General features: G+C 72.3%; 18 protein-coding genes. 14 read left to right on the top strand and 4 right to left on the bottom strand.

Features of this window, described 5'->3' with window-relative positions; all coding sequences use genetic code 11:
• Nucleotides 1-2: 2 nt before the first annotated feature.
• From Msi02_RS01030 to Msi02_RS01015, 4 genes are all read right to left on the bottom strand, one after another.
• The gene (locus Msi02_RS01030; RefSeq protein WP_204046633.1) at nucleotides 3-803 is read right to left on the bottom strand and encodes an ABC transporter permease; all 801 of its coding nucleotides are present in this window, start codon (nucleotides 801-803) and stop codon (nucleotides 3-5) included.
• Nucleotides 804-867: 64 nt separating this feature from the next.
• On the bottom strand, nucleotides 868-1737 hold the full coding sequence (locus tag Msi02_RS01025; RefSeq protein WP_239107998.1) for an ABC transporter permease: 870 nt from the start codon (nucleotides 1735-1737) through the stop codon (nucleotides 868-870).
• 76 nt (nucleotides 1738-1813) lie between these two features.
• Nucleotides 1814-3046, bottom strand: a complete 1233-nt coding sequence (locus Msi02_RS01020) for an ABC transporter substrate-binding protein (protein ID WP_079315875.1) — start codon at nucleotides 3044-3046, stop codon at nucleotides 1814-1816.
• Nucleotides 3047-3077: 31 nt separating this feature from the next.
• Nucleotides 3078-4130 carry an ABC transporter ATP-binding protein gene (locus Msi02_RS01015; protein ID WP_239107997.1) on the bottom strand — a complete coding sequence of 351 codons (1053 nt, stop codon included), beginning with the start codon at nucleotides 4128-4130 and terminating at the stop codon, nucleotides 3078-3080.
• A gap of 135 nt (nucleotides 4131-4265) precedes the next feature.
• Between Msi02_RS01015 and Msi02_RS01010 the strand changes: the two genes are divergently transcribed.
• The 14 genes from Msi02_RS01010 (at nucleotide 4266) to Msi02_RS00945 (ending at nucleotide 14632) form a co-directional block, all read left to right on the top strand.
• On the top strand, nucleotides 4266-5009 hold the full coding sequence (locus Msi02_RS01010; RefSeq protein ID WP_079315896.1) for a FadR/GntR family transcriptional regulator: 744 nt from the start codon (nucleotides 4266-4268) through the stop codon (nucleotides 5007-5009).
• A gap of 5 nt (nucleotides 5010-5014) precedes the next feature.
• Nucleotides 5015-5773 (top strand): cache domain-containing protein, encoded by a 759-nt coding sequence (locus tag Msi02_RS01005; protein ID WP_204046631.1) that lies wholly within the window; start codon nucleotides 5015-5017, stop codon nucleotides 5771-5773.
• Nucleotides 5774-5837: 64 nt separating this feature from the next.
• A complete protein-coding gene (gene hisI / locus Msi02_RS01000; protein ID WP_030509961.1) occupies nucleotides 5838-6188 on the top strand; it encodes a phosphoribosyl-AMP cyclohydrolase in 351 nt (116 codons plus the stop codon).
• Complete coding sequence (locus Msi02_RS00995; protein WP_204046630.1) at nucleotides 6185-6811, top strand: Trp biosynthesis-associated membrane protein; 627 nt, start codon at nucleotides 6185-6187, stop codon at nucleotides 6809-6811. Before hisI ends, Msi02_RS00995 begins: the two co-directional genes overlap by 4 nt.
• 439 nt (nucleotides 6812-7250) lie before the next feature.
• Nucleotides 7251-7907 (top strand): RDD family protein, encoded by a 657-nt coding sequence (locus Msi02_RS00990; RefSeq protein WP_204046629.1) that lies wholly within the window; start codon nucleotides 7251-7253, stop codon nucleotides 7905-7907.
• Between the two features lie 10 nt (nucleotides 7908-7917).
• On the top strand, nucleotides 7918-8343 hold the full coding sequence (locus Msi02_RS00985; protein ID WP_204046628.1) for a DUF2752 domain-containing protein: 426 nt from the start codon (nucleotides 7918-7920) through the stop codon (nucleotides 8341-8343).
• Nucleotides 8344-8487: 144 nt separating this feature from the next.
• Nucleotides 8488-9312 (top strand): indole-3-glycerol phosphate synthase TrpC, encoded by an 825-nt coding sequence (gene trpC / locus Msi02_RS00980; protein ID WP_143737397.1) that lies wholly within the window; start codon nucleotides 8488-8490, stop codon nucleotides 9310-9312.
• 65 nt (nucleotides 9313-9377) lie between these two features.
• A complete protein-coding gene (trpB, locus tag Msi02_RS00975; protein WP_239108019.1) occupies nucleotides 9378-10583 on the top strand; it encodes a tryptophan synthase subunit beta in 1206 nt (401 codons plus the stop codon).
• Nucleotides 10584-10605: 22 nt separating this feature from the next.
• Nucleotides 10606-11400: a tryptophan synthase subunit alpha gene (gene trpA / locus Msi02_RS00970; RefSeq protein WP_079315869.1), complete on the top strand. Its 795-nt coding sequence runs from the start codon at nucleotides 10606-10608 to the stop codon at nucleotides 11398-11400.
• A 137-nt stretch (nucleotides 11401-11537) separates the two neighbouring features.
• Nucleotides 11538-12107 (top strand): DoxX family protein, encoded by a 570-nt coding sequence (locus Msi02_RS00965; protein WP_204046626.1) that lies wholly within the window; start codon nucleotides 11538-11540, stop codon nucleotides 12105-12107.
• A gap of 124 nt (nucleotides 12108-12231) precedes the next feature.
• Nucleotides 12232-12978 carry a DsbA family protein gene (locus Msi02_RS00960; RefSeq protein WP_079315867.1) on the top strand — a complete coding sequence of 249 codons (747 nt, stop codon included), beginning with the start codon at nucleotides 12232-12234 and terminating at the stop codon, nucleotides 12976-12978.
• Nucleotides 12979-13181: 203 nt separating this feature from the next.
• Complete coding sequence (locus Msi02_RS00955; protein WP_079315866.1) at nucleotides 13182-13343, top strand: zinc ribbon-containing protein; 162 nt, start codon at nucleotides 13182-13184, stop codon at nucleotides 13341-13343.
• A 108-nt stretch (nucleotides 13344-13451) separates the two neighbouring features.
• Nucleotides 13452-13745, top strand: a complete 294-nt coding sequence (locus Msi02_RS00950) for a hypothetical protein (protein ID WP_204046625.1) — start codon at nucleotides 13452-13454, stop codon at nucleotides 13743-13745.
• Nucleotides 13676-14632: an ADP-ribosylglycohydrolase family protein gene (locus tag Msi02_RS00945; protein ID WP_204046624.1), complete on the top strand. Its 957-nt coding sequence runs from the start codon at nucleotides 13676-13678 to the stop codon at nucleotides 14630-14632. Before Msi02_RS00950 ends, Msi02_RS00945 begins: the two co-directional genes overlap by 70 nt.
• Nucleotides 14633-14716: the final 84 nt, after the last annotated feature.

Genomic DNA, 14716 nt, shown 5'->3' with positions numbered 1-14716 from the left:
CCTCAGTGGGTCTGCGGGTCCCCGCCGGACAGGCGCTGGGCCAGGTAGATCGGGATCACCGACAGCAGGATCAGCGCGGCGGCGACCACGTTGACCACCGGCGCCTGGTTGGGCCGGAACAGGTTCTCGAAGATCCAGATCGGCAGCGTGCGGACGCCGGCCCCGGCGGTGAACGTCGTGACGATGATCTCGTCGAACGACAGCGCGAAGGCGAGCAGGCCACCCGCGAGCAGCGCCGAGCGCATCATCGGGAACGTCACCAGGCGGAACGTGGTGATCGTGTCCGCCCCGAGGTCGGCCGACGCCTCCTCCAGGTTCAGGCCCATGCGGCGCAGCCGGGCCAGCACGTTGTTGTAGACGGTGACCACGCAGAACGTCGCGTGGCCGACGATCACCGTCAGCAGCCCGAGGGGGAGGCCGAGCACCGTGTGGAAGGTGTTGCTCAGCGCGATGCCGGTCACGATGCCGGGCAGGGCGATGGGCAGCACGATCACCAGCGAGACCGTCTCCCGGCCGAAGAACCGGTAGCGCTGCACCGCGAAGGCCGCCATCGTGCCGAGCACGAGCGCGATCACGGTCGCGCCGAGACCCGCCTGGACCGAGGTCCACAGCGCCTCGCGCAGGCCGGCCGAGTCCCAGGCGGCGCCCCACCAGCGCAGCGTGAACCCGGCGGGCGGCCAGGAGAAGGTCCGGTCGGAGTTGAACGAGTTGAGCAGCACCACGGCCAGCGGCACGTAGATGACGGCCAGGCCGGCCGCCAGCGCCACCCGCAGCAAGGTCCGGGACGTACGAGAGAGATTCACCGCGCCTCCTTCGTCGGCCGGTGAATCGGATTGCCGTGCTTGCCGGTTCGTTCGCATCGCTGTCTCACAGGTTCTCCAGCGCGCCGGTGCGGCGTACGGCCGCGAGGTAGACCAGCATGATCACGACGGGGACGGTGGCGACGGCGGCGGCGAAGGGCAGGTTGTTGGCCGCGCCGATGTTGTCGTAGACCACGTTGCCGATGAGCTGGGTCTTGCCGCCCACGATCTTCACGGTGATGTAGTCGCCCAGCGAGAGCGAGAACGTGAAGATCGACCCCGCCACGGCGGCGGGGAAGGTCAGCGGCCAGACCACCGTCCGGAACGTCCGCCACCCGCGCGCGCCGAGGTCGCCGGCCGCGTCGAGCAGCGAGTTCGGCAGCCGTTCGAGCCCCGCGTAGATCGGCAGGATCATGTACGGCAGCCACAGGTACGACAAGGTCACCACGGTGGCGGTCAGGCCGTAGCCCCAGCCGAGCACGCCGTCCGAGGACAGCATCACCCGCCAGGCGTACGCCTTGACCAGGTAGGACGCCCACAGCGGGGTGAGCACGGCGATCACCAGCCAGCGCTGGGCCCGCGGCGAGGCCAGCTTGGCCATCGCGAACGCCATGGGGAAGGCCACCACCAGGTCGATCAGCGTCACCGCCGCGGCCACGCCGATCGAGCGCAGGGCGACCGTGCGGTAGACCTCGCCGGTGACCAGATCGGTGAAGTTGGCCCAGGTGAACACCTTGACCACGTCGCCGGTGAACACGTCGGTCGACCAGAACGCGGTGACGAAAAGGGCCGCGAGCGCGCCCAGGTAGGCCAGCCCCAGCCAGGCCAGGGGCGCCGACAGCAGCAGCGACAGTCGCACCCCGCCGTGCCGGTGCAGGAATGAGGCGGCCCGCCTCCGCATCCCGGGGGAGGCGGCCGTCGTCGTGAGGGTCGTCATCGTCTTCTCTCCGTGCGGCTTGTCTCCGTGCGGCCGAGGGGGACGGCCGGGCGGCCGCCCCCCTCGTGGGGAGCGCTCAGCCCTTGATCTCGGTCCAGGCCCGGGTCCACTCGGAGTAGTCGGTGCACTTGACGTCGGTGCGGCCGTCGAGGCACTGCGCGATCGGCGTGGTCCAGTAGTGGACCTTGGAGAAGTACTCCTCGTCGGTCGCGTGGTAGGTGTCGCAGAACGACTTGTCCGAAGTCTGCTCGCACGCCTTGGCGTTGGACGGCGCCTCGCCGAACCACTCGGCCACCTGCGCGTTGGCCTTGGGGGAGATGATCCAGTCGAGCCACTTGTAGGCGCAGTTGGGGTGCTTGGCCTTCGCGGCGACCATCCAGGTGTCCGACCAGCCGGTGGAGCCCTCCTTCGGCAGCGTCGTCTTCACCGGCGCCTTGTCGGCCTCCACCAGGTTGGCGATCACCTGCCAGGTCGTGCCCACCACCGTGTCGCCGGACTTGAACGACTGCACCGCCTTGGTGTAGTCGGACCAGTACTCGCCGATGTTCTGCTTCTGCTGCTTGAGCAGGTCGACCGCGGCCTGGAGCTGCTTGTCGTCCAGCGCGTACGGGTCCTTGATGCCCAGCTCGGGCTTGGCCGACATCAGGTAGAGCGCGGCGTCGGCGATGTAGATGGGCGAGTCGTACGCCGTCACCTTGCCCTTGTACGGCGAGTTGGGGTCGAACACGACGCCCCAGGAGTCGGGGGCCTGCTTCACCGTGTCCGTGCGCCACATGAGCAGGTTGGCGCCGCGGCCGTGCGGGATGCCGTACGCGACCCCGTTGACCGAGTTCCACGGCTTGAGCTTCAGCCCCTCGAACACGTCCTTGTAGTTCGGCACGAGGTCGGTGTTGACCGGCGCGACCGTGCCCGAGGCGATCAGGCGCAGCGAGGCGTCACCCGAGGCCGACACGGCGTCGTACTCGCCGGTCTTCATGAGGTTGACCATCTCGTCGGAGGTGCCGGCCGTCTTGGTGTTGACCGTGCAGCCCGTGGCCTTCTCGAACGGGTGCACCCAGTCGACCTTGGGGTCGTTGGAGCCGTCCTCCGCGTACCCGGCCCAGGCGACGAGGTTGACCTGTCCCTCGCCGGGCCCGAGGGACTTCAGGGCCTCGATCTTCGGCGGCGTGAACGCGCCGCCGCCGGGAGCCGCGGCCGAGCCGCCGCCGGTGGTGGACGACCCGCCGCCGCAGCCCGCGACGGCGGCGAGCGCCAGCGCGGCGGTGACGACGAGAGAAGGCCTGGCGAAACGCGGACGGGGGGACCGCATCGTGGTTCTCCTTGCTGTGAGTGGTGCGAAGTCAGCCGGCGGCGACCGGCGCGGCGGGGGCGTCGATGGGGAACTCGTGCCGGTGGTGCCACACGAGGCGGACGCGGGTGCCGCGCAGGCCCGTCACGTCCATGGACGACGCCTCCAGGTTCTGCTGGAGGGCGATCAGGCGCCCGCCCGCGTCGAGGTCCACGACGAACCGGGTCGCCGGACCGGCGTACACGACCTCGCGGATCACGCCGGCCGCCTCGTGCTCGTCCGGTCCCGGCGGCTCGTCGCCGAGCACGACGCGCAGTTTCTCGGGCCGGACGCTGAAGGTCCCCTCCCTGCCCAGCACGGACCGCGCGGCCTCGCCGGAGATGAGGTTGGAGGTGCCGACGAAGGAGGCGACGAAGGCGGTGGCCGGGCGCTCGTACACCTCGGCGGGGGTGCCGACCTGCTCGATCCTGCCCTGGTTGAACACCGCGATCCGGTCGCTCATCGTCAGCGCCTCCTCCTGGTCGTGGGTCACGAACAGGAACGTGATGCCGACCTCCCGCTGGATCGCCTTCAGCTCGACCTGCATCTCCTCGCGGAGCTTGAGGTCGAGGGCGCCCAGCGGCTCGTCGAGCAGGAGCACGCGCGGCCGGTTGACCAGCGCGCGGGCCAGCGCGACCCGCTGGCGCTGGCCGCCGGACAGCTGGGCCGGGCGCCGCTTCTCGAAGCCCTCCAGCCGCACCGAGCGCAGCGCGGCGAGCGCCCGCTCGCGCCGCTCGCCTTTGGGCACCTTCTTCACCCGCAGGCCGTACTCGACGTTGTCCAGCACGCTCATGTGGGGGAACAGCGCGTAGTCCTGGAAGACCGTGTTCACGTCCCGCTCGAACGGCGCGAGCCGCGTGACGTCGCGCCCGCCCAGCTCGACCGTCCCTGCGGTGGGCGACTCGAACCCCGCGATCATGCGCAGCACGGTGGTCTTCCCCGAACCGGACGGCCCGAGCATCGCGAAGAACTCCTCGTCGGCGACGTCGAGGTCGATCCCGGCCACGGCCTCGACCGGCCCGAAGCTCTTGCGCAGGCCGCGGAGACTGACTGCTTGGTCTGGCATGAAGTGAAACATATGAAGTTAAATGTTTCGCGTAAAGACTTGATCCGATATCACTGTTGTCAACTTTCGCGGAGTCCACTTTCGGGGAGTCGACCGCCGCGGACGGCGTGGGCGAACAGGAGCGCGACCGTGAACATGGCCCGCCTGGCCGTCTTCTCCCCGGTGGACAGCACCGGCCGGGTGGACGCCGTCGTACGGCGGCTGGCCGACGCGATCGCGGTCGGCCTGCTCGCCGACGGCGAGCAACTGCCCAGCGAGGCGGAGCTCGCGGGCCGGCTCGGCGTCTCCACCGTGACCCTGCGGGAGGCGCTCATGGCGCTGCGCCAGCAGGGGATGGTCGAGACGCGGCGCGGTCGCGGCGGCGGCAGCTTCGTACGCCTGCCCGCCCAGCTCGACCCCCTGGCGCGGCTGCGCGCGTTCGCGGCAGACGAGCTGCGCGACTTCGGCGACCACTACGCGGCCATCGCAGGGACGGCGGCCCGGCTGGCCGCCGAGCGGTCGCTGCCCTCGGACGTCGCGCCCCTGTGGCGCACCCTGGACGAGATGGACGCCGTCGCCGCCGCGCCGGAGACGGCCGGATCAGGAGAGGCGTGCGCCCGGCTGCGCAGACTCGACGGCCGGTTCCACATCGAGGTCGCGGCGGCCTCGCAGTCGGCCCGCCTCACTCAGGAGGAGATCCGGTTACAGGCTGACATCGGACCGTTGCTCTGGCTTCCGCACGAGGGCCTGAGCGGGCACGATGAGACGGCGGCACAGCATCGCGCCATCGCCGGGGCCGTCGAGCGCGGCGACGGCGAGCAGGCCAGGGCCGTCGCCGAGCGGCACGTGCTCGACGCGACACGACACCTCATCGAGCTTCGGCTGCGGCTGCGGGAGTAAGAAGCATGAGCACACCGGCGTCACTTGTGCAGCACGACCGCGCCGCCGCGGCGCTGGCGCGCGTGCGTGAGACGGCCGAGGGCGTCTTCGAGGCGCTGCGCGAGGTCCGCGACGCCGCCGTCGCCTGCGTCCTGCCCGCCGGCGGCACGCGCCGCCCGGTCGTGGCCGACCTCGCGGCGCTGCGCCCGCTGCTGTGGGCCCGGCTGCGCGGCGGCGCGCTGCCCGCCCACCTGCCGGCGCTGATCGCGGGGATCGGCTTCATCGCCGCGCCCGGCCTGCTGGCCGACGCGCCGTGGTACCTCGAATGGTGGCAGGAGAACCCCTCCGGCGACCCCGTGCAGCTGCTGCGGAACATGGACCCGGCGAGCAGCGCCTTCTACGACTACACCCACTGGGACTGGTACGCCGGCCCGTTCTCCGGCGCCGAGCGCACGATCTGCGGCCCGTACGTCGACTACCTGTGCACCGACGAGTACAGCCTCACGCTGTCGGTGCCCGTGCCGGCCGGGGGGAGCTTCGCCGGGGTGGCCGCGGCCGACGTGTTCGTCCGGCGGTTCGAGGCCGCGGTGCTCCCGGCGCTGCGGGAGATCCCGGGCCCGGCGTTCCTGGTCAACGCGGAGGGCCGGGTCGTCGCGTCCAACACCGCGAGCTGGGTCGCGGGATCGGTCTACCGGGGCGGCCCGCGCGACGGCGACCACGCCGTACGCCGGGTGGGCGACCTGCCGCTGTCGCTGGTGACCACGACGGCAGGCAGGGCAGGGTGACGGCAGCGGTGACGGCGGGGTAGCGGCGCCGGGGGCGGCCGGGACCTGCGGCACAATTGGCCTCATGGCCCTCGACCCGAAGATCGCCGACCGGCTCAAGCGCACGCCGGACGGCCTGGTGCCCGCGATCGTCCAGCAGCACGACACCGGCGAGGTGCTCATGCTCGCCTGGATGGACGACGAGGCGCTGCACCGCACGCTCACCACCGGCCGGGCGACCTACTGGTCCCGCAGCCGGGGGGAGTACTGGGTGAAGGGCGACACCTCCGGCCACGTGCAGTGGGTCAAGCACGTGGCGCTCGACTGCGACGGCGACACGATCCTGCTCAAGGTCGACCAGGTGGGGGCGGCCTGCCACACGGGCGACCGCACCTGCTTCGACGCCGACGTCCTCGACGTGAGCGGCGCGCCGTGACCGCCCCCGCGCCCGCCCGCGACCAGGCGCGCACGGCGCGGCGCTCGCTGCTCGTCTGGCTGGCCGCCTGCGCCGTGGGCGGCGGGCTCGCGCTGCTGGCCGCCGGCCGGGTGTGGGTCACGCTCGGCACGGCGGGCAGCCCCGCCGGAGCGGGCGGCGGCTCCCTCACCGGCGACGACCTGGTCGCCTGGCTCACCCCCGCGGCGCTGGCCGCGCTCGCCGCCGTGCTGGCCGTGCTGGCGACCCGTGGCGTCGCGCGGCGGGTGACGAGCGTGGTCGTCGCCCTCCTCGGCGCGGCGGTCGCGGCCGGGGCGTGGGACGGCACGCGCGGCGGGACGATCGCCGCCGCGGCCGCGCAGCACATGACGACCGCGCTGACGTCCTCCGGGCACATCTCCGTGGAGTCGCGCGCCTGGGTCTGGCCGGCGCTGGCCGCCGCGGGCGGGCTCGTCCTGGCCGGGGCGGGCGCGGTGGCGGCGGCCCTGAGCGTGCGCTGGCCCGGCATGTCGAGCAGGTACGAGCGGGGCGCCGGGCGCACGGGCACGGGCGGGGCCGCCCGGGTGAAGGACGCCGACAGGGCGATGTGGGACGCGATCGACGAGGGCGAGGACCCCACCGCCTGACCGGTCGACCGCGGGAGAGCGCCCTTCCGGAGCGCGTTGGATCGTTCCCACCTCAGATTACAAATTGTCCACAAAGCCGATTTCCACCGGACCGGCCGCCCCGCTGCCGGTAGGCTTCGCGCCGACCTCTGATCACCTCACAGGAGACCGAATGAGCCACGGGAGTCGGCCGGGCGGCACGGGCGGCCGCGGCTGCCCGCCCCGCCGGGGTGACCGGCAGCCGGCCTCCGGCGGCCGTCGTCACCGGCTCCGGCCGGTAGTCCGCACCGGCGCCGGCCACCCTCCGGCGCCGGCGGGAACGGCATGGTCGTCGCGTCGCTCCTCCCCGGCATCCCCGGCCCGTCTCCATGCGGTGCTCCGCGGATCTTCGGGGGCGTCTCCGGTCTCGTCGCGCTGAAAAGATCCGAGACTCCTTTCCCCACTCACGCAGGAGTACCACATGACGTACGGCAACGACCCGGGCTACAACCCGGGTGGTTACCCCCAGAACCAGCCCGGCCCGCAGGGCGGGTATCCCCCGCCGCAGGGCGGCTACCCGCAGGGTGGTTACCCGCCGCCGCAGGGCTCGTACCCGGCTCCGCCCGGGGGTGCCCAGTACGGCGGCGCTTACGGCCCGCCCGGCGGTTACCCGGCCCCCGAGTTCGCGCACTGGGGCCTGCGCGTCGGCGCCACGCTGATCGACGGCCTCCTCGTCGGCGTCCCGTCCGGCATCCTCTACGCCATCGGCGGCTCCATGACCGCCAGCTCGATCCAGGTGGACCCGAACACGGGTGAGATGACCTCCTCGGGCGGCAGCGGAATCGGCATGATCATCTACCTCCTCGGCTTCGTCGTGGCGATCGGCCTCGGCCTGTGGCTGAAGTACAAGGAGGGCACCACCGGCCAGACGGTGGGCAAGAAGGCCGTCGGCATCCAGACGGTCAAGGAGCAGACCGGCGAGTACATCGGCTTCGGCATGGCCGTCGTCCGGTACATCTGCCACGTCATCGACGGCCTGCCCTGCTACATCGGCTACCTGTGGCCGCTATGGGACGCCAAGCGGCAGACCTTCGCCGACAAGATCGTCGGCACCGTGGTCGTGCGCGCCCCGCGTTAGGCTGACCTTCATGGACGTGACCGGACGGCGCGCGTGGGACCGGGTGTGGTCGCTGCGCGCGCCGTTCGGCGCCGCGGCGGTTCTCGCCGGGGCGGTGACGTACCTGGCGGTGGTCGACCCGCACGAGCCGGGGCATTACCCCGTCTGCCCGTTCTATTACCTGACCGGCCTGTACTGCCCCGGGTGCGGCGCGCTGCGCGCCGTGCACGACCTCGCCCACGCCGACCTCGCCGGGGCGGCGCGGATGAACCTGCTCTTTGTCTTCTGCGTCCCTGTCGTAATCACGTTGTGGGCCCGCTGGGCGTTACGATCATGGCAGGGACGGCCCGTGCGCCCGGACATCGCGCGCCCCGCGTACCTGTGGGGACTCCTCGCCGTCGCGGCCGTCTTCTGGGTGGTGCGTAATACGCCTTTCGGGCATTTCCTCGCACCGTGAATCGACCCGGTGGCGGCCCGACGCGAGACGGGCCGATACCATCGCAGGGCAGGACACGCAGAGCAGCCGACCGGAGGGACCCTTACGCGTGAGCGAGCGGACAGGCAAATCGCGCGAGCTCCGAGCCGAAGGCGAGGAGGACGCGTGAGTGTTCTTGAGGACATCATCCTGGGCGTGCGGGAGGACCTCGAAGAGCGGCAGCGCAACGTGCCGATCGAGGAGCTCAAGCGGCTCGCCGCCCGTGCCCCCGAGCCCCGGGACGCCTACGCCGCGCTCGGCGGCGACCGGGTGTCGGTCATCGCGGAGGTGAAGCGGTCGAGCCCCTCGAAGGGCGCGCTCGCCGCCATCGCCGACCCCGCCGCCCTCGCGGCGGACTACGAGGAGGGCGGCGCCCACGTCATCAGCGTGCTGACGGAGCAGCGCAGGTTCGGCGGGACGCTCGCCGACCTCGCGGCCGTGCGCGCGGCCGTGGACATCCCCGTCCTGCGCAAGGACTTCATCGTCACCTCCTACCAGCTGTGGGAGGCCCGGGCGCACGGCGCGGACCTCGCCCTGCTCATCGTGGCCGCCCTCGACCAGCAGGCGCTCGTCTCGCTGATCGAGCGCGCCGAGTCGATCGGGCTCGCCCCGCTCGTCGAGGTGCACACCGAGGAGGAGCTCGTCCGCGCGGTCGACGCAGGCGCGAAGATCATCGGTGTCAACGCCCGCGACCTCAAGACGCTCGAGGTGGATCGCGAGGTGTTCGCCAAGCTCGCGCCCAAGGTTCCGGACGGCATCATCAAGATCGCCGAGTCCGGCGTCCGCGGCCCGCACGACCTGCTCGCGTACGCGCGGGCGGGAGCGGACGCCGTGCTGGTGGGCGAGAGCCTGGTCACCGGCAGGGACCCCAAGGCGGCGGTCAACGACCTGGTGACCGCGGGCGCCCACCCGGCCTCGCGGCAGGACACCGGCTCCGAGAGGCACTCGTGAACGACAGCGCTGCAGAGGGAGGCCGCGTGACCCCGACGGAAGGGACCATCATCACCCCCGCCGATCTGGCCGGCAACGGCGTCCACGGGAACGACCCCGACGTCCACGGCAAGTTCGGCAGGTTCGGCGGCAGGTACGTGCCGGAGGCCCTGATCCCGGCCCTCGACGAGGTCGCCGCGGAGTACGAGAAGGCCAAGGCCGACCTGGATTTCCTGCGCGAGTTCGACCACCTGCTGCGTACGTACGCCGGCCGTCCCACGACGCTGACCGAGGTGCCGCGCTTCGCCCAGCACGCGGGCGGCGCGCGGATCCTGCTCAAGCGCGAGGACCTGACCCACACCGGCGCCCACAAGATCAATAACGTGCTCGGCCAGGCGCTGCTGACCAAGCGGCTGGGCAAGCGGCGCGTCATCGCGGAGACCGGGGCAGGTCAGCACGGCGTCGCCACCGCCACCGCCGCGGCGCTGATGGGCCTGGAGTGCGTCATCTACATGGGCGCCGTCGACTGCGAGCGCCAGGCGCTCAACGTCGCCAGGATGAAGCTCCTCGGCGCGACGGTCGTGCCGGTGACCAACGGGAGCCAGACCCTCAAGGACGCCATCAACGAGGCGTTCCGCGACTGGGTCACCAACGTCGACCACACCCACTACCTGTTCGGCACGGTCGCCGGGCCGCACCCGTTCCCCGAGATCGTCCGGGACTTCGCCCGGATCATCGGGGTCGAGGCGCGCCGCCAGGTGCTGGAGCTGACCGGCAAGCTGCCCGACGCGGTCTGCGCCGCCGTCGGCGGCGGCTCGAACGCCATCGGCGTCTTCCACGCCTTCATCGAGGACGAGGGTGTCCGGCTGTACGGCTACGAGGCCGGCGGCCGGGGCGTGGAGACCGGCGAGCACGCGCTGACCCTGACCGAGGGAAGCGTCGGCGTGCTGCACGGCGCCCGCACCTACGTCCTGCAGGACGAGGAGGGCCAGACGATCGAGTCGCACTCGATCTCGGCCGGTCTCGACTACCCGGGCGTGGGCCCCGAGCACGCGTGGCTCAAGGACACCGGCCGGGCCACCTACGAGGGCGTGACCGACGAGGAGGCCATGGAGGCCTTCGCCCTGCTGGCCCGCACCGAGGGCATCATCCCGGCCATCGAGTCCTCGCACGCGCTCGCGGGCGCGCTGCGGCTGGGCCGCGAGCTCGGCCCGGACGCGGTCATCCTGGTGAACCTGTCGGGCCGCGGTGACAAGGACATGGGCACCGCAATGAAGTACTTCAACCTCTGATCAGCATCGATAGGGCATCCCGATGACGACACTCCACGCGGTGTTCGACAAGGCCCGCGCCGAGGACAGGGCCGCGCTGGTCGGCTACCTGCCGGCCGGCTTCCCGACCAAGGACGGCGCGGTCGCCGCGGCGACGGCGATGGTCGAGGCCGGCTGCGACGTGATCGAGATCGGCCTGCCGTACTCCGATCCGCTCATGGACGGCCCGACCATCCAGGACGCGGTGCACCGGTCGCTGACCAACGGCACCCGCATCGCCGACGTGCTGCGCACCGTCGAGGGCGTGGCGAAGTCGGGGGCCGCGACGCTGGTCATGACGTACTGGAACCCGATCGACCGCTACGGCGCCGAGCGCTTCGCGCGCGACCTCGCCTCTGCGGGCGGCGTCGGGACCATCACGCCTGACCTGACGCCCGAGGAGTCCGAGCCCTGGCTCGCCGCGAGCAAGGAGGCCGGCATCGACACGGTCTTCCTCGTCGCGCCCAGCTCGCCGGACGAGCGCATCGCCCGGGTGGCCGCCTGCTGCACGGGCTTCGTGTACGCGGCCTCGCTGATGGGCGTGACCGGCGCGAGGGAGACCGTCAGCTCGTCGGCGGAGGGCCTGGTCAAGCGGACCAAGGCGAACACGTCGCTGCCCGTCTGCGTCGGGCTCGGCGTCGGGAACGGCGCCCAGGCCGCCGAGGTCGCGGCGTACGCCGACGGCGTCATCGTCGGGTCCGCCTTCATCCGGCGGCTGCTCGACGCGCCGGACGAGAAGTCCGGCCTTGCGGCGGTACGCGAGCTCGCGTCCGAACTCGCCCGGGGCGTCCGGCGCTGAGCCGCCCTGGGGTTTCCTTCCCGTACATGCGCCGCGAGCAGCCAAGATAAGGCGGCTTACCATGCTCTTATCCAGCACATGGTGAGGTTGGGTCCCGGTACTGTTCAGTCGGTGTTGCCTACCGGGCGAGGAGACTCATGGTTCAGTTGGCATCCGGCGCCTCGGTGTCCGAACGGTTACAGCCCGCGAAACCCGTGCTCTCCTGGGTCACGACCGCCGCACGGGTCGTGCTCGCCGGCGTACTGATCGTCGCCGGGGCGCTCAAGATCGGAGCGCCCGCGCTGTCGGTGCAGGCGGTGCGGGCCTATCAGCTCCTGCCCGACTCCGTCGCGCAGGTCGTGGGATACGGCCTGCCGGTCCTGGAGATCATCACGGGCCTGCTGCTGCTCGTCGGCCTGTTCACGCGCGCGGCGGCGGCCGTCGGCGGGGTGCTGATGGTGGCGTTCGTCATCGGCATCGCGTCGGCCTGGGCCAGGGGGCTGCGCATCGACTGCGGCTGCTTCGGGGGCGACGGCACGCTCGCCGCGGGACAGGATCCGAACTACTTCTGGGAGCTGATGCGCGACCTCGGGCTGCTGGTCTGTGCGGCGTGGATCGTGGTCAGGCCGGCGAGCCGCCTGTCGCTGGACTCCGCGCTGGGCTTCACGGGGGAGCGGGAGACGGCGGACGAGGACGGCTCGGACGGCGGCGAGGACGACGGTGTGTGACCGGGGACGACGTCGCCGAGCACGGCGACCGATCACGGGTCCTTCGGCCCTACCGCCCCAGGCCGCGCGGGGCCGACGGTAGTGCGCGAACGGAACCGGAAAGCAAAGCCAGGGGGGAAGCTTCGTGAGCAAGCGGACGAGTGAGGCGGCCAGGGCCCGGATCGCGGCCCAGCGGGAGGCCTTGCGCAAGCAGGAGCAGCGCAAGCGCATCACGATGATCGCCACCATCGCGGTGATCGTCGTGATCGCCGTCGCCTTCACGGTGTGGTCGGTGCAGCAGGGAACCGCGGAGGAGACCTCCGGGAACGCCGCTCCCGTCACCGTGGAGAAGGACGGGACGGTCGTGATGGCCAAGTCCGGCGTGACCGCGCCCGTGGTCGACGTGTTCGAGGACTTCCAGTGCCCGGCGTGCAAGCAGTTCGAGGAGACCAGCGGGTCCACGCTGAAGAACCTGGCCGCCGAGGGCAAGGCCAAGGTCGTCTACCACCCGATCACGATCTTCACGCAGGAGCCGACCAAGGGCAACTCGCTGCGCGCGGCCTCCGCCGCCCGCTGCATCACGGACGGCCGGCAGTGGCTGGCGTTCCACGACAAGCTCTACAAGAACCAGCCGAGCGAGACCGTGACCGGCTTCACGATCGACGAGCTGATCAAGTGGGGCAAGGAAGCCGGAGTCACCGCGGAGGACTTCGACAACTGCGTACGGCAGCAGCGCAACGTCGCCGCGCACCAGCAGTTCTCCGCGCAGACCATGAGCGCGCAGAAGCTGACCGGCACGCCGACCGTCAAGCTCAACGGCAAGGAGCTCGACACCAACGTCGCCTTCGTGCCGAACTCGCTGCGTGACGCGGTGGAGAGCGCCGGCAAGTGACCTCCCGCGGGGACGGCCCCACGCGGGCCGTCCCGCGCCCCGCCCGTCGCCAAGAATCGGGCAAAAGCCGCGTGGCTCTCCCCTGACGGGGGTATCGAGCGCGATGTCGCAAGCTCCGCACAGGGCGGGGGACAGGCCGCTCCGACCGGAGCCCCGCCCGCGCCCGAGCGGTTCCGTCGCGATGAGCCGAGCGAGGAGGCGCCGTGCCCGCCCACACCGGTGAGAAGGCCCGCAAGACCGGCGTCTTCCACTGCGCCGTCTGCGGCGAGAAGGTGTCGGTCCAGGAGGGCGACACGATTCCGAAGTGTCCCAACGGCCACACCGAGTTCGACAGCCGCACCCAAGAGCCGGACAACCGGTCGTGACGGTACGGCGAGGCCGCAGCGGAGCGGCGCCGCCGGGCCGATGAGCGGGCGCGACCTCCCGGGGGAGCAGGCCGGCGGACAGGCGTCGTCCTGCTCACGGCCGCCGCGATGCTCGTCCCGGCCCTCGCCGGCCTGCCCAAGCTGGTGGCCGCCGCCGTGATGGCGATGTCCGCCACCACGTTCGCGATCACCGGCGTGTACGAGCTCACCGCGTCCCAGGGGTGGAGGACCACGGCGGGAGTCGCCGGTCTGGTGCTCGCGGTCGTCGCCTACTACGCCGCCCTGGCGTTCTCGCCGGGTTTCACCGTCGCGGCCGTGGTTAGCATGCCCGCATGCCGTACGACGACCGGCCTCGACTCACCGAACTCTCCGGCGCCGCGAGGAGGATCCACGGCGCGATGATCGCCTTCGCGGCGGGCGACGCGCTCGGCGTGCCCTGGGAGGGCCGCCCGCCGGAGCGCATCGACGCGGCCGAGGTCGTGCGGCTGCCGGCGCCGGACCGGGGGTGGCCGCGCGGTTCGACCTCCGACGACACCGCGCAGATGGTGCTGGTCGCCCGGTGCCTGGCCGACACGGGCGGGCGGCCCGGCTCCATGGACTTCCTGGCCCGTCTGTCCGACGCGGCCCCCGGGGTGCGCGGCCTCGGGCCGACGACGCGGCGGGCCCTCGCGCACTTCCACGCCACGGGAGAGCTCCCCGTGCCTTCGGCCGGCGACCTGCCCACCAACGGCGCGGCCATGCGCATCGCCCCGGTCGGCTGGGCCGTGCCACCTGACCGGCCGGAACGCCGCCGCGGCCTGTGCGAGACGCTGTCCGCCGCGACGCACCGGGCGCCGGCAGCCGTGGCGGCGGCGTGCGTGATCGCGGCCATGGCGTCGTCCGCGGTGGAGGACGCGGGCGGGGGCGATCTGCTCGACGCGGCGGCGGCCGAGGCCCGCTGGGCGGGTGAGCACCACGGGCCGATGGACGCCGTGGTGGACGCCGCACGCGGCCGGTGGTCGCCCCCGCCCGAGGGCGTCTCCCTGGACGCGGTGGAGACGGCCGCCGCGGTGGTCCACGTGATCCGCGAGGCCCCGGACCTGGCCGCGGCGCTCCCGTACGCCGTGTCGCTCGGCGGGGACGCCGACACGGTCGCGGCGCTCGTGGGCGGCGTTCTCGGCGCCCGGGACCCCGAAGCGGTCGCCGCGCTCGGCTGGCTGGGGCTGGTGGATCTCGGCGAACACCCGGGCCTGGGGGACCTCGCGGCACGCCTCGCCGCCCTCCGCGAGACGCCGGACGACGGGCTCTGAGCGGGGTGCGGCGGACGGTCGGCGCAGGTCGCGGGACGGATGCCCGCGCCTCGCTCCGGGCCCGCCCTGTCTTGCGGTAACGTC

Source organism: Microbispora siamensis, assembly GCF_016863095.1.
Classification (GTDB): Bacteria; Actinomycetota; Actinomycetes; order Streptosporangiales; family Streptosporangiaceae; genus Microbispora; species Microbispora siamensis.
Note: the sequence above shows the minus strand (reverse complement) of the source record. Positions and strands in the feature narration are given on the sequence as shown.

Coding starts and splice junctions, on each gene's coding strand:
- Msi02_RS01025 (WP_239107998.1), bottom strand. CDS start 1,737: ATGACGACCCTCACGACGACGGCCGCCTCCCCCGGGATGCGGAGGCGG.
- Msi02_RS01020 (WP_079315875.1), bottom strand. CDS start 3,046: ATGCGGTCCCCCCGTCCGCGTTTCGCCAGGCCTTCTCTCGTCGTCACC.
- Msi02_RS01015 (WP_239107997.1), bottom strand. CDS start 4,130: ATGCCAGACCAAGCAGTCAGTCTCCGCGGCCTGCGCAAGAGCTTCGGG.
- Msi02_RS01010 (WP_079315896.1), top strand. CDS start 4,266: ATGGCCCGCCTGGCCGTCTTCTCCCCGGTGGACAGCACCGGCCGGGTG.
- Msi02_RS01005 (WP_204046631.1), top strand. CDS start 5,015: ATGAGCACACCGGCGTCACTTGTGCAGCACGACCGCGCCGCCGCGGCG.
- hisI (WP_030509961.1), top strand. CDS start 5,838: ATGGCCCTCGACCCGAAGATCGCCGACCGGCTCAAGCGCACGCCGGAC.
- Msi02_RS00990 (WP_204046629.1), top strand. CDS start 7,251: ATGACGTACGGCAACGACCCGGGCTACAACCCGGGTGGTTACCCCCAG.
- Msi02_RS00985 (WP_204046628.1), top strand. CDS start 7,918: ATGGACGTGACCGGACGGCGCGCGTGGGACCGGGTGTGGTCGCTGCGC.
- trpA (WP_079315869.1), top strand. CDS start 10,606: ATGACGACACTCCACGCGGTGTTCGACAAGGCCCGCGCCGAGGACAGG.
- Msi02_RS00965 (WP_204046626.1), top strand. CDS start 11,538: ATGGTTCAGTTGGCATCCGGCGCCTCGGTGTCCGAACGGTTACAGCCC.
- Msi02_RS00950 (WP_204046625.1), top strand. CDS start 13,452: ATGCTCGTCCCGGCCCTCGCCGGCCTGCCCAAGCTGGTGGCCGCCGCC.
- Msi02_RS00945 (WP_204046624.1), top strand. CDS start 13,676: ATGCCGTACGACGACCGGCCTCGACTCACCGAACTCTCCGGCGCCGCG.